This window comes from Desulfomicrobium salsuginis (assembly GCF_054657795.1).
Genome location: NZ_BAAHYA010000001.1, coordinates 555,104 through 567,130, shown reverse-complemented (window position 1 = coordinate 567,130; position 12,027 = coordinate 555,104). Strand labels below are relative to the sequence as shown.

Annotated in this window: 12 protein-coding genes; 7 read left to right on the top strand and 5 right to left on the bottom strand. The window is 64.0% G+C overall.

Annotation, left to right across the window (positions count from 1 at the left end; translation table 11 throughout):
• Position 1: 1 nt before the first annotated feature.
• A complete protein-coding gene (locus ACYQ3G_RS02475) occupies positions 2–556 on the top strand; it encodes a peptidylprolyl isomerase (RefSeq protein WP_459822054.1) in 555 nt (184 codons plus the stop codon).
• Positions 557–630: 74 nt separating this feature from the next.
• Here ACYQ3G_RS02475 and ACYQ3G_RS02470 read toward each other — a convergent pair whose 3' ends face one another.
• The 5 genes from ACYQ3G_RS02470 to ACYQ3G_RS02450 all read right to left on the bottom strand — a co-directional run bounded on the left by ACYQ3G_RS02470 (position 631) and on the right by ACYQ3G_RS02450 (position 5,950).
• Positions 631–1,908, bottom strand: a complete 1,278-nt coding sequence (locus ACYQ3G_RS02470; RefSeq protein ID WP_459822052.1) for a TRAP transporter large permease — start codon at positions 1,906–1,908, stop codon at positions 631–633.
• A 2-nt stretch (positions 1,909–1,910) separates the two neighbouring features.
• Positions 1,911–2,405 carry a TRAP transporter small permease gene (locus ACYQ3G_RS02465; RefSeq protein ID WP_028577066.1) on the bottom strand — a complete coding sequence of 165 codons (495 nt, stop codon included), beginning with the start codon at positions 2,403–2,405 and terminating at the stop codon, positions 1,911–1,913.
• Positions 2,406–2,490: 85 nt separating this feature from the next.
• Positions 2,491–3,462, bottom strand: a complete 972-nt coding sequence (locus ACYQ3G_RS02460) for a TRAP transporter substrate-binding protein (RefSeq protein ID WP_459822049.1) — start codon at positions 3,460–3,462, stop codon at positions 2,491–2,493.
• Positions 3,463–3,647: 185 nt separating this feature from the next.
• The gene (locus ACYQ3G_RS02455) at positions 3,648–4,331 is read right to left on the bottom strand and encodes a response regulator (protein WP_043775004.1); all 684 of its coding nucleotides are present in this window, start codon (positions 4,329–4,331) and stop codon (positions 3,648–3,650) included.
• Entirely contained in the window at positions 4,331–5,950 is a 1,620-nt protein-coding gene (locus tag ACYQ3G_RS02450; RefSeq protein WP_459822046.1) for an ATP-binding protein, read from the bottom strand. The genes ACYQ3G_RS02455 and ACYQ3G_RS02450 overlap by 1 nt, the downstream gene beginning before the upstream one ends.
• A gap of 306 nt (positions 5,951–6,256) precedes the next feature.
• Here ACYQ3G_RS02450 and ACYQ3G_RS02445 point away from each other — a divergent pair, with 306 nt between their 5' ends.
• The 6 genes from ACYQ3G_RS02445 to ACYQ3G_RS02420 all read left to right on the top strand — a co-directional run bounded on the left by ACYQ3G_RS02445 (position 6,257) and on the right by ACYQ3G_RS02420 (position 11,696).
• Positions 6,257–6,583, top strand: coding sequence for a hypothetical protein (locus ACYQ3G_RS02445; protein ID WP_459822044.1), 327 nt, complete (start codon positions 6,257–6,259; stop codon positions 6,581–6,583).
• A 91-nt stretch (positions 6,584–6,674) separates the two neighbouring features.
• Positions 6,675–7,082, top strand: a complete 408-nt coding sequence (locus ACYQ3G_RS02440; RefSeq protein ID WP_459822042.1) for a DUF2177 family protein — start codon at positions 6,675–6,677, stop codon at positions 7,080–7,082.
• A 12-nt stretch (positions 7,083–7,094) separates the two neighbouring features.
• Complete coding sequence (locus tag ACYQ3G_RS02435; protein ID WP_459822040.1) at positions 7,095–7,910, top strand: DUF1295 domain-containing protein; 816 nt, start codon at positions 7,095–7,097, stop codon at positions 7,908–7,910.
• Positions 7,907–9,172, top strand: a complete 1,266-nt coding sequence (locus ACYQ3G_RS02430; RefSeq protein WP_459822038.1) for an NAD(P)/FAD-dependent oxidoreductase — start codon at positions 7,907–7,909, stop codon at positions 9,170–9,172. Before ACYQ3G_RS02435 ends, ACYQ3G_RS02430 begins: the two co-directional genes overlap by 4 nt.
• Positions 9,172–11,148, top strand: a complete 1,977-nt coding sequence (locus tag ACYQ3G_RS02425; protein WP_459822036.1) for a DUF1365 family protein — start codon at positions 9,172–9,174, stop codon at positions 11,146–11,148. The genes ACYQ3G_RS02430 and ACYQ3G_RS02425 overlap by 1 nt, the downstream gene beginning before the upstream one ends.
• The gene (locus ACYQ3G_RS02420; protein WP_459822034.1) at positions 11,148–11,696 is read left to right on the top strand and encodes a DUF2878 domain-containing protein; all 549 of its coding nucleotides are present in this window, start codon (positions 11,148–11,150) and stop codon (positions 11,694–11,696) included. Before ACYQ3G_RS02425 ends, ACYQ3G_RS02420 begins: the two co-directional genes overlap by 1 nt.
• Positions 11,697–12,027 lie beyond the last annotated feature (331 nt).

The window sequence follows — 12,027 nt, the reverse complement described above, 5'->3', positions numbered from 1 at the left end:
CATGCGCGCATTTTTCTTCGCTTTCGTTCTGTTCTGCCTGACCGTCACCGCGGCCCAGGCCGGCAACCCCAAGGTCGCCCTGACCACGAACAAGGGCGTCATCGTCCTCGAACTCGATGCAGCCAAGGCCCCGGTCTCGGTGGAAAATTTCCTGACGTACGTGAAGGAAGGGTTCTACTCGGGCACGGTCTTCCACCGCGTCATCGAGGGCTTCATGATCCAGGGCGGCGGCATGGACACGTCCATGTCCCAGAAAAAGGGCCGCGCCCCAATCAAGAACGAGGCGGCCAACGGCCTGAAGAACGACAAGTACACCATCGCCATGGCCCGCACCGGCGAGGTCGACTCGGCCACGTCCCAGTTCTTCATCAACACGGCCGACAACGACTTCCTGAACCACGGCGTGCGCGACTTCGGCTACGCGGTGTTCGGCAAGGTCGTCGAGGGTCAGCAGGTGGTGGACGCCATCGACGCGGTCAAGACCGGTTCCAAGGGGATGCACGGCGACGTGCCGGTGGAACCGGTGGTCATCGAAAAGGCCGAAGTGCTGCAGTAGCCTGCATCGAGTTTGCAACAAGAAAGGGCGGTCCCGCAAAGGATCGCCCTTTTTCTTTGGCCTGCAGCGCGGCCCTACGAGGCCAGCAGCTTGGGCAGGATGGTGATGATGTCCGGGAAGAGGGTCAGCACCATAAGACTGGCCAGCAGTGCGTACAGGTACGGCAGCGACGCCTTCATGACCTTTTCCAGGGGGACCTTGGTGATGGCGCTGGCCACGAAGAGGTCCAGGCCCACGGGCGGCGTGATGCAGCCGATGGCCAGGTTGCAGACCATGAGCACGCCGAAGAAGAGCGGGTCGATGCCCAGGCTCTTGGCCACAGGCAGGAAGATGGGCGTCAGGATGACCACGGCCGCCGAGGCGTTGACCATGGTGCCGATGATCAGCAGCAGCACGTTCATGGCCAGCAGGAAGAGGATGGGCGAGTTGGTCAGGCTGGCCACGAAGGCGCCGACATGGTGGGGGATCTGCAGGTTGGTCAGGAGCCACCCGAAGACGTTGGCCGCGCCGACCAGGAACATGATGATGGTCGTGCCGATGACGGCCTGGAAGATGATCTTGGGGAAGTCCCTGAGTTTGAGTTCCTTGTAGATGAACATGCCCACGAAGATGCCGTACACGGCGGCCACGGCCGCGGCCTCCGTCGGGGTGAAGATGCCGCCGTAGATGCCGCCGATGATGATGACCGGGGTCATGAGGGCGAAGAAGGAGTCCTTGAAGGATTTCCACAGGGCGGAAACCGAGAACGTGCCTTCGGCCTTGAGGCCGCTTTTCTTGGCCAGCCACCAGCTGACCAGCATCATGGACACGCCCATGAGCAGGCCCGGCAGGAAGCCGCCGACGAAGAGATCGCCGATGGAGGTGTCGGCGATGACGCCGTACACGACCAGGGTGATGGACGGCGGGATGACGATGCCCACGGTGCCGCCGGCGGCGACGATGCCCGTGGCCCATTCGCGGGTGTAGCCCTTCTTTTCCATTTCATTGACCATGGTCGAGCCCAAGGCGGCCGTGGTGGCCGCGGAGGAGCCCGAGATGGCGGCGAAGAACATGCCCGACACGGCCACGGCCTGGGCCAGGCCGCCGGTGAAGGAGCCCACCAGGGCCTGGGAGAAGTTCACCAGGCGCCCCGTCACGCCGCCAGCGGACATGAAGGAGCCGGCGAGCATGAAGAAGGGCACGGCCATGAAGGAGAAGGAGTCGATGCCCGCGTACATCATCTGCGAGACCATGACGAGGGGCATGTGCATGAAGAAATGCAGGATGGTGGCTGCGGCCAGGCACAGGGCGAAGGCCACGGGCACGCCCAGGGCGGTCAGGCCCAGGAAGACGAAGAGAAGGACGAATTCCATGGCTATCCCTCCTGCCCGGTGCCGCGCCCGGAAATGTTTCTGAAGATGCGCAGGGTTTCCCGGAAGAGGTAGAGGAGCATCAATACGCAGCTGACCGGGATGATGACGTAGACCCAGCTCATGGGGATATCCAGGCCCGGCGCGCGCTGGAAGGTCATGATGGAGGTCATCTTCCAGCCCTGGGTCAGGAGCAGCCCGATGAACACGTAGCCGCAGACGTTGATGACGATGTCCAGGACCGTGCCGAAGGCCGTGCCCTTGAACTTGTCCGGCAGGAACTGCACGGCCAGGTGGCCGCTCTCGCCCATGATCAGCGCCGACCCCAGGAAGACCACCCAGACGAACAGGAATCGGGCCAGCTCTTCGGACCATTCAGGGGTATAGTTGAACAGGTAGCGCGTCACGACCTGGGCAAAGATGATCACGAGCATGACCGACATGGCGACGACGGAAAACCCGTACAGCACCGAGCGCACGCCCTTGAGAAGCTTGTCCATATAATCTCCTGAAATATGAAATGTCCGAGGTATGGCCGCCTTGAAGCCCGTCCCGGCATCCCGGGACGGGCTGGTTCCATGGCTTCTAGTTGCTCAGGGCCAGGACCTTGTCGATGTTGTCCTGCCCGACGGTGGGGGCGAATTCCTTCCACACGGGCTGGGTCGCTTCCATGAACGGCTTGCGATCCACGTCGATGACTTCGATCTTGCCGGTGGCCTTGATCTTGTCCCAGTACTCGTTGTCCTCCTTGGTGGACAGTTCGCGCTGCCAGGCGACGGCCTCGTTGGCCGCTTCCTGGATGATGGCCTTCTGGGCGTCGGAAAGCTTGCCCCAGGTGATCATGGAGATGAGCACCGGTTCCGGGGCGTAGGCGTGGGCCGTCAGGGAGGCGTACTTCTGCACCTCGAAGAAGCGCTTGGTGTAGATGTGGGCGCTGGGGTTCTCCTGGCCGTCGACCGTGCCCTGCTGCATGGCGGAGTAGAGTTCGCCGAAGGCCATGGGGGTCGGGGAGGCGCCGAGGGCCTTCATGGTCTCGATGTAGATCTTGTTGGACATGACGCGGATCTTGAGGCCGGCCATGTCGGCCGGAGCCTTGACCGGGCGGACGTTGTTGGTCAGGTGGCGGATGCCGTTCTCCATGTAGCCCAGAAGCTTCAGGCCGCGGGGTTCAAGCTCCTTGCCCAGTTCCATGCCGACGGTGTCCAGGGCCTTGTATGCGTGGGCGCGGTCCTTGAAGAGGAAGGGCAGGTCGAAGAGGGACATCTTGGGCTGAAACTGGCCCAGGTCGGCGGTGCCGGTCAGGACCATGTCGATGGTGCCGTAGATCAGGCCTTCGGTCATGTCCTTCTGGCTGCCGAGCTGGGAGGACGGGAAGACCTGGACTTCCATGTCGCCGCCGGACTTCTCGGCGACCAGTTTGGCGAAATAATCGGCGCCCTGGGCGTAGGGATGGCTGACCTCGGCGATGTGGCCGAGCTTCAGCACGGTCTTGGCAAACGCGGGCACGGTGAGCGCGATGGCGACAATGGCGACTGCGCACATGAAGAAACGTTTCATGACTCCTCCTGCAACAAAATCGTGTTGGGGGCGCGGATGCGCCGTGAAAGGGACCTCGAGTTTCTGAAGCCACGGATACGCCGGTCGGAGACGAAAATGTCGTTTGGAGCGAAAAAAGAAAAATCCCCATTTTGGGGATTTTGCTCATTGTGCTCACGCTGGAGCGTAAAGAGGGCCGGGTGCGTTCAGCAGCGGAAATACCGGCGCTCCGGACGGCCAACGCTGCCGTAAACCGCGTCGGCGTAGAGCGTGCCTTCGGAGATGAGGTATTCCAGGTAGCGGCGGGAGGTCGAGCGGCTGATGCCGATGAGATCCGCCACGTCTTCGGCGCTCAGCCCCTCTTTCTGGGGCTGGTCGAACACGCCGCGCACCTTGCCCAGGGTCAGGGCGTCGATGCCCTTGGGCAGGCTGGTCCCGGTTCGCTGGGCGCGCGACGCGGCGGGGTGGAGCAGGCTGTCGACGTCATGCTGTTCGATGGCGCAGCCCTGGCGCAGGCGGTCGCGGTAGGCGCAGAACTTGGTCAGGCAGTCGTGGAAGCGCTCGGCCGTGACGGGCTTGATGAGGTAGTCGAAGACCCCGCCGCGCAGGGCCTCCTTCAGCGGGCCCATTTCCCTGGCCGCGGTGATGAGGATGACGTCGATCTCCAGGTCCCTGGACCGGATTTCGCGCAGCAGGTCCGTGCCTGGCCCTTCGGGGAAATAGAGGTCCAGCAGGATGAGGTGGGGCTCCAGGGCCAGGGCCATGTCGCGCGCGTCGTCCAGGCGGTGGGCGACACCCACCACTTCGCAGCCCGGCACACGTTCCGTGAAGCGGCGGTGCAGGTCGGCGATGCGCACGTCGTCCTCGACGATGAGTACTCTGGTGACCATCAGGCCTCCTTGGGGATGACTACGGTGAACAGGGCCCCACCCAGGTGTCCGCGGCTGACCATGACCTGCCCGCCGAGTTCCTCCAGGCGCTGGCGCACCAGGGACAGGCCCACGCCCCGGCGGCCCTGGCCTTTGGTGGTCACGCCGCGCTCGAAGATGTGGGCCTGCTCGTCCACGGCCACGCCGTGCCCCGAATCCTCGATCTCGAAGACGATGTCGTTGCCCAGGTCCGTGAAGGACATCTCCACGGACCTCAGTCCGGCCGGGCGCTGCAGGGCGGCGTCGAAGGCGTTGTCCAGGATGTTGCCGAGGATGGTCACGATCTTCTCCTGGCTGATCCGGGCCGGCACGTCGGCCAGGGTGCTGTCGCGGTCGATGCTGAAGTTGACACGCAATTCCTTGGCCCGGTTGTACTTGCCCAGGATGATGGCGGCGATGACCGGGTGCGGCACCGCCTCGCCCAGAAAGCGAATGAACTCCTCGTACCCCGAGGATTCCGTGACCACAAGGTCCAGGGCCTCGCGATAGGCCTCGATCTGGATCAGGCCGGCGATGGTGTGGAGCTTGTTGGAATACTCGTGGGTCTGGGCCCGCAGCAGTTCGGAGTATTCCTGCACCCGCGAGAGTTCGGCCGCCAGGCGGTCCAGTTCGTCCTTGCGGCGGAAGCTGGCCACCACGCCGCGCACCTTCTGGTCCTGGAAGACAGGCACGATGTTGAAAACGAGTTCGCGGCCGTCCACGGTGCGTTCCTGGTCGAACTCCGCCTGGCCCGTGTGCAGCGTGTGCAGGAGCCCCGCTTCGGGGATGACCATGTCCACCGGCTTGCCGGAGAATCGTTCGTCCTGGGCCAGACCGGCGTAGCGCCTGGCGGCCTGGTTGCAGACGCGGATGTCCCCCTGGTGGTCGATGGCGATAACCCCTTCGCGGATGGTCTGCAGTACGGCTACGCGTTCCAGGTAGAGGTTGGTGATCTCGGAGGGTTCGAGCCCCAGGGTCAGCCTTTTGAGTCGTCCGGCGATGACCACGGCGCTCAGGATGCCGACCACGCTCATGCCGATGATGTACATGAGGGGCTTGTCCAGGTGGGCCGAGATGGACTCGTGCACACCCTCGGACAGGTAGCCCACGGACACGAAGCCGATGATGGACCCGTCGTCGCCCCGGATGGGCGTCATGCCGCGCAGGGAGCGCCCCAGGGTGCCCACGGCCTCGGACACGTAGGATTTGCCCTCCTTCAGCGCCGGCCCGGTGTCCCCGCCGACGAAGGTCTGACCGATGCGTTCGGGCACGGGATGGGAGTAGCGGCGCTCCTGCGTGTCGCCGATGACCACGAAGGACGCTCCGGTCTGGGTGCGGATGGATTCGGCGAGGGCCTGGATCTCCCCTTCCGGGTCTCCGTTTCCGAGAGCCTGGCGGATGCGCGGGATCTGGGCGATGGTTTTGGCCGTCTGCAGGGCTGTCTGGCCGACCTGTTCGTGCAGCATCTCCTCGGTCAACCCCGAGATGACATGCCAGCTGACGGCGATCTGGACCACGACCAGGGCCAGCACCATCAAAATGAGGTGCCCCTGGATCGTTGTCGGGCGCAGCCAGTCGAAACTCCGCATCCATGGCTTCATGAACATCCCTCCGCGTTGTGCGTGAAGACTCTTCGCGAATTGGGGCTCCCTGGCAAGCCCTGACAGTGGCGGGCGACGCAAGCCTGGCAAGGGCTCACCGGGCCCTGGCCCGCCAAGGAGTGAGAACCTTCGTCCCGCCTCTTGCCAGAATTTTTTGTGACATTAAATGCAAAATAATCCTTTCTGTTGACGATAAGTTGAAGTTGTGTATAAATATCTTCAAACATCTAAAATATTTTGGAGGCCGTTATGGTAAACATGGATTATCCAGGACCTGGTTGGGGATGTTCGGCTATTGAAGGTTGCATGTCCGACGAAGCAAAAAGGCTGGCTGTAAAGGGATATTGCAAGGGCGTCGAAGGAGAGCTCACCGCATGGAAGGCCACTCTGTATGACGTGATGGCCTCCTTTATGGATCTCAAGGACGCCGACCGCGGAAAGCTTCTGGATACCGTGACGGAAATCAAGGCCCTCGTTCGCGAAATCGAAACCAAGACCGCCCAGCTTGAATCCGAATGCCCTCTGGAAGGAGTTCAGGCGGCTTCAAAGGATCTGGAAGATAAGATCGGTCTGGTCAGGGTACACTACAGCAAGGCCATGGAAGTCATTGGCGCTGGCTCCTTCGGAGGCTGATACAGGGTCTTGGAAATGGTCTGACAGTGTCGCCCGGTGTTTCACGCCGGGCGTTTTTTTTCGCCAGCCGCACAGCATTGGGAGGGTTGCCATGAGTGTTCTATTCTGGATCAAGCTCTACCTTGCCACCGTACCCGTTTTTTTCGCCATCGACATGCTCTGGCTGGGAGTTCTGGCTCGGAGCTTCTACCAAACAAACCTGCGCCATCTCCTGAGCCCGGAAGTCAACTGGTCGGCGGCGTTCGTCTTCTATTTCATCTATATCGCAGGCATCCTGCTCTTTGCCGTGCGGCCCGGCCTGGAGGCCCAGTCCCTGGGCAGGGCCTGCCTGTGGGGGGCGCTCTTCGGCTTTTTCACCTACGCCACCTACGATCTGACCAACCTGGCCACCCTGCGGGACTGGCCCCTCAAAGTCGTGCTGGTTGATATCGCCTGGGGCACGGTCCTGTGCACCCTGGTCGCCGGCGGCAGCTACCTTCTTGCACTCAAGCTGGCCTGAAAGGGGGACGCGATGACGACAGTGTTGCTCGGCGCGGCCGTGGCCGTGCTCCTGGCCATGAACGCCATGTTCGTCGTGGGCATGTACACACGCGACAACAGCCGCATGGACATCGCCTACGGTCCGGTCCTGGCCTGGGTCGGGTTTGCCGCCTGGCTGGCTGGCGGGACGCCGGACCATTTCCGGCCCCTGGTCATGCTGGGGCTGGCCTGCCTGTGGGGGCTGCGGCTGGGCCTGCACATCGGCCTGCGCCACCGTGGCCGGGGCGAGGACTTCCGCTACCGGAACTTCCGCGAATCCTGGGGGGATACCTTCGTCTGGCGCAGCTTCCTGCAGATCTACATGCTGCAGGGCGCGGTCATTCTCGTCGTGGCCGCGCCCATCCTGCTTGCGGTGGCTCAGCCGGGTGGCGGTCCAGCCTGGTCCGACGCCCTGGGGCTCTCCCTCTTCGCCCTGGGCTTCTTCTTCGAGGCCGTGGGTGACTGGCAGCTCGCGCGCTTCAAGAAGAACCCGGACAACAGGGGCCGCGTCATGTCCACCGGTCTGTGGCGCTACACCCGGCACCCCAACTATTTCGGGGAGGCGACGCTGTGGTGGGGCTTCTTCTTCCTGGGGCTGGCGTCGCCGTTGGGGCTTTGGGGAGTGGTCAGCCCGCTGCTGATCGGGTTTCTGCTGCTCAAGGTCTCGGGCATCCCCATGCTTGAAGCCAAGTACGAGGGCAATCCCGAGTTCGAGGCCTACAGACGAGCGACGAGCGCCTTTTTTCCGAGGCCTCCGCGGAGCACGTCTTCCTCGGACGCCACCCCGGAGCCGGGAGGCGCGCCATGAAGCCCGCCGGAACCAGAAGGACCACGGCCGTCATCGGCGGCGGCGTGGCCGGGATCGTGGCCGCCCACCTGCTGCAGGACATCCGCGAGGTCACGGTTTTCGAGGCGGCGGACTATCTGGGCGGCCACACCCACACCGTCTCCGTGCCCGACGGGCCCGACGGCGGCACGCCCGTGGACACGGGATTCATCGTCTTCAACGAGGCCACCTACCCGTTCTTCATCCGCTTTCTCGACGAACTCGGCGTCGCGTCCCGGGAAGCGGAGATGTCCTTCGGCTTTCACTGCGAGCGTACCGGCCTGACTTACGCCGGCACGGACCTGAACGGGCTTTTCGTTCAACGCAGGAATATCGCGTCCCCCGAGTACTGGCGCTTCCTGTTCGAGATCGCGCGCTTCTGCCGCCAGGCCAAGGCCGACCTGGAAGCCGGCGGCAATCTGGGCACCCTGGACGAGTACGTCCGCAGCCGCCGCTATTCGCCGTTCATGGTCGAAAATTATCTCCTGCCCATGGCCGCGGCCATCTGGTCCACCCCAGCCGGGCGGGTGGGGCGCTTCCCGGCCCTGTCCTTCCTGCGCTTCTTTCGCAACCATGGCCTGCTGTCGCTGGTGGACAGGCCTCGCTGGAGGACCGTGAGCGGCGGCAGCTGCAGCTACGTCCGGGCATTCCTGCGCCGCTTTTCCGGCACCGTGCGCCTGAACGCACCCGTGGCCAGGGTTCTGCGCACGGGCGAGGGCGTGCGGGTGGAGGTGGAAGGGGAGGGGCCGCAGGTCTTCGACGAGGTCGTCATCGCGGCCCACGCCGACCAGACCCTGCGCATGCTGGGGGACCCGTCCGCGGACGAGGCGCGGCTGCTGGGAGCGTGGCGCTACGAGGAAAACAGGACGGTTCTGCACACCGACGTCTCGGTCATGCCGCGGGAGCGCTCGGCCTGGGCCTGCTGGAATTTTCGCCGCGTGGCGGGCGAGGACAGGAACGTCTTCGTCACCTACGCCATGAACCTGCTGCAGGGGCTGGCCGGCGACAGGCAGTTTCTCGTGACCCTGAACCGCCCGACACCCCATGACGCGTCGCAGGTCCTGGCCGATCTCGTCTATCACCATCCCGTCTATACCGATGAGTCCATGGCAACACAGGCCGAACTGGACTCGTTGAACGGGCGGCGGGGAACGTGGTTCTGTGGCAGCTATTTCGGGTACGGTTTCCACGAGGACGCCGTGCGTTCGGCCAACGCAGCGGCGGAAAGTCTGAGGAGGACCTGATGCGTTCGAGGATCTATGCCGGGACCCTGCGTCACAAGCGGCTGCTTGGGGTGGAACACGGCTTTGACTACGGCCTGCACATGTACGCCCTGGACCTGGATGACCTGGACGAGCTGGCCGGCTCCTGCAGCCTGTTCGGCCACAACCGCGTCCGGCCTCTGGCCCTGCACGACCGCGATTATCTTTTCCCCGGGGACTCCCCTCTGCGGGAGAAGGTCCTGCGCGCCCTGCGCGAGAACGGCATCGGGGAGGAGCCGGCCAGGGTCGTGCTGCTGACGGCCCTGCGCCAGTTCCATTACGTCTTCAACCCGGCCAGCTTCTTCTACTGCTTCGATGCCTCGGAGCGGCTTTTTTGCGTTCTGGCGCAGGTCAACAACACCTTCGGCGAGACCCACCTCTACGTGCTCACGCCCCACCCCGACACGGGCCGCTTCGGGGCGCCCAAGGCCTTTCACGTTTCCCCGTTCTTTCCGCGCGAGGGGCGCTACGAGTTCGAGTTTTCCGCCCTGGACGATGACATGCGGGTAGCCATCACCTACGTCCTGGGGGACGGTCCGGCCCTGACGGCGTCTTTCAGCGGCGTCTCGAGTCCCGTCACGTGCGCGAACCTGGCCCGGCTGCTCCTGCGCCATCCCCTGCGGGCGGCCGCCACGTTCCCGCGCATCCTGGCCCAGGCGGCGCGGCTCTATTTCCGGAAGAAGCGGCCCGTCTTTCCCAAACCCGAACCCGCCTCGGCCATGACCATCCGCCAAGCCCCGCCGACGGTGGCCGACAGGGTGGGCCGGGCGGCGCTGACCGGCTTTCTGCGCCGTCTCGACCATGGGCGCCTGACCATGACCCTGCCCGACGGCGGCCGGGAAACTTTCGGGCCGGATGACGGCGGACCACGGGTCGAGCTGGCCGTGCACAGGCCGCGCTTTTTCCAGCGCACGCTCTTTTCGGGGGACATCGGCTTCGGCGAGGCCTATGCCGACGGCGACTGGACTGCGCCGGACCTGACGGGCCTGCTGCGCCTGCTGGCCCTGCGCGAGGAAACATTGAACGACCGCCGGTTCCTGCCGGCACTGGCCGGCCGGACCCTGAACTTTCTGTCCCATCTGCGTCGGCCCAACACCGTGTCCGGAAGCCGGCGCAACATCACCGAGCACTACGACCTGGGCAACGAGTTCTACAGGCTTTTCCTGGACCGGACCATGTCCTACTCCAGCGGCATCTTTCAGCGTGACGGGGACAGCTTGGAGCAGGCTCAGCAGAACAAGATGGGCGCGGTCCTGGAGATGGCCGGCATCGGCCCGGGCGACCATGTCCTCGAGATCGGCTGCGGGTGGGGCGGCTTCGCTCTGGAGGCGGTGCGGCGTACGGGCTGCCGGCTGACAGGCATCACCATCTCCGCGGAGCAGTACCGACTGGCCCGGGAGCGCGTGCGCGAGGCCGGCCTGGACGACCGCATCGACATCCGGCTGGAGGATTACCGGCACGTGCAGGGCGTCTTCAGCCGGATCGTGTCCATTGAGATGCTCGAAGCAGTGGGGCACGGCAACCTGCCCGAGTACTTCGAGGCCGTGGACCGCCTGTTGGCTCCCGGCGGCAGGGCCGTGATCCAGGTCATCACCATGCCCGACCGGAAATATGATGCCTACCGCCGCGGTTCCGACTGGATCCGCAAGCATATTTTCCCCGGTGGCCATCTGCCTTCCCTGGGGGCCATGGTCGCGGCCATGAGCGCACGCACGCGGCTAGGTCCCACTCGTCTCGACGATATCGGGCTCCATTATGCGCGGACTCTGCGGCTCTGGCGGGAGGCGCTGCTGGCCCGTCGCGCGGACGTCCTCGCCCAGGGCTTTGACGAGACCTTCCTGCGCAAGTGGGAGTATTATTTCAGCTATTGCGAGGCCGGTTTTCTGTGCCGCACGGTGCGCAACTACCAAATGCAGTTATCCAGGATGGGCGAGCCCGACGCGGGTGGAGGCGTCTGATGTCCGGCCTGCTGCGCACCAGGGTCCTCAATTTCGTTCTCTACCAGTCAGGCTGGCTCTGCTGCGTTCTCGGGGCCGCCAACGGTCGGCCATGGCTGGGCGCGGGCCTTGGGCTTGTGCCGGTTCTTGCGCACCTGGGGCTGGCCCGCAGACGGGGAGAAGAGGCCTCCCTCATGCTGGGAGCACTGGCATTGGGCATCGTGGTCGACACGCTGCACATGCGAATGGGGACCCTGTCTTTCCAGGGCGGGCTCCTTGTGTCCGGGTTCCCTCCTCCCTGGCTTCTGCTGCTGTGGCTGCAGTTCGCCTCGACTCTGCGGTATTGTCTGAGTTGGCTCTTGGGGCGGTATGTGCTCGGGGCTGTTCTCGGATTCGTGGCCGGCGCAGTCGCGTATTGGGCAGGGGTGCGTCTCGGCGCAGCGACGTTCGGGGTGGACACGGCGCAAGGCCTCCTGCGCATCGGCCTGAGTTGGGGGATTTGTTTGCCGCTGCTGCTGATCATTGCCCAAAGGGCGGAGGAGGAGGGCGGGACGTACCGTTTCTTCTGAATGCGCGGGCACCCTCCCTTTGCGTGCATTACCGGCTTGCATGAACGAAAAACGCCCGGCGGGTTCGCCGGGCGTTTTTCGTTGGGAGCGGGAGAGGCGGCTGGAAGGTTTGGCTGAGAAGCCAGCTCAGCCAAACCGTTCACTGCCATGACGCGATAGTCGAGTTCCGATTAGCATGGCGGTGCGAAAAAAGTAAATCAAAAAGAGTATGTATGACAAAAATAGAGTGTTTTGTAGTACGTGTCCCAGAGGCCTTTCAGCCAGAGTCGTCTGGGTCCGGCAACGGTTTCAAGGCCGTATTTCGAGCTTTGGCCCGTCTTTTGATCTGCTT

Excerpts from the sequence above, each read along its gene's own strand:
- ACYQ3G_RS02435 (WP_459822040.1), top strand. The coding sequence starts at position 7,095 with ATGACGACAGTGTTGCTCGGCGCGGCCGTGGCCGTGCTCCTGGCCATG.
- ACYQ3G_RS02475 (WP_459822054.1), top strand. The coding sequence starts at position 2 with ATGCGCGCATTTTTCTTCGCTTTCGTTCTGTTCTGCCTGACCGTCACC.
- ACYQ3G_RS02450 (WP_459822046.1), bottom strand. The coding sequence starts at position 5,950 with ATGAAGCCATGGATGCGGAGTTTCGACTGGCTGCGCCCGACAACGATC.
- ACYQ3G_RS02465 (WP_028577066.1), bottom strand. The coding sequence starts at position 2,405 with ATGGACAAGCTTCTCAAGGGCGTGCGCTCGGTGCTGTACGGGTTTTCC.
- ACYQ3G_RS02460 (WP_459822049.1), bottom strand. The coding sequence starts at position 3,462 with ATGAAACGTTTCTTCATGTGCGCAGTCGCCATTGTCGCCATCGCGCTC.
- ACYQ3G_RS02440 (WP_459822042.1), top strand. The coding sequence starts at position 6,675 with ATGAGTGTTCTATTCTGGATCAAGCTCTACCTTGCCACCGTACCCGTT.
- ACYQ3G_RS02425 (WP_459822036.1), top strand. The coding sequence starts at position 9,172 with ATGCGTTCGAGGATCTATGCCGGGACCCTGCGTCACAAGCGGCTGCTT.
- ACYQ3G_RS02470 (WP_459822052.1), bottom strand. The coding sequence starts at position 1,908 with ATGGAATTCGTCCTTCTCTTCGTCTTCCTGGGCCTGACCGCCCTGGGC.
- ACYQ3G_RS02455 (WP_043775004.1), bottom strand. The coding sequence starts at position 4,331 with ATGGTCACCAGAGTACTCATCGTCGAGGACGACGTGCGCATCGCCGAC.
- ACYQ3G_RS02445 (WP_459822044.1), top strand. The coding sequence starts at position 6,257 with ATGTCCGACGAAGCAAAAAGGCTGGCTGTAAAGGGATATTGCAAGGGC.
- ACYQ3G_RS02430 (WP_459822038.1), top strand. The coding sequence starts at position 7,907 with ATGAAGCCCGCCGGAACCAGAAGGACCACGGCCGTCATCGGCGGCGGC.
- ACYQ3G_RS02420 (WP_459822034.1), top strand. The coding sequence starts at position 11,148 with ATGTCCGGCCTGCTGCGCACCAGGGTCCTCAATTTCGTTCTCTACCAG.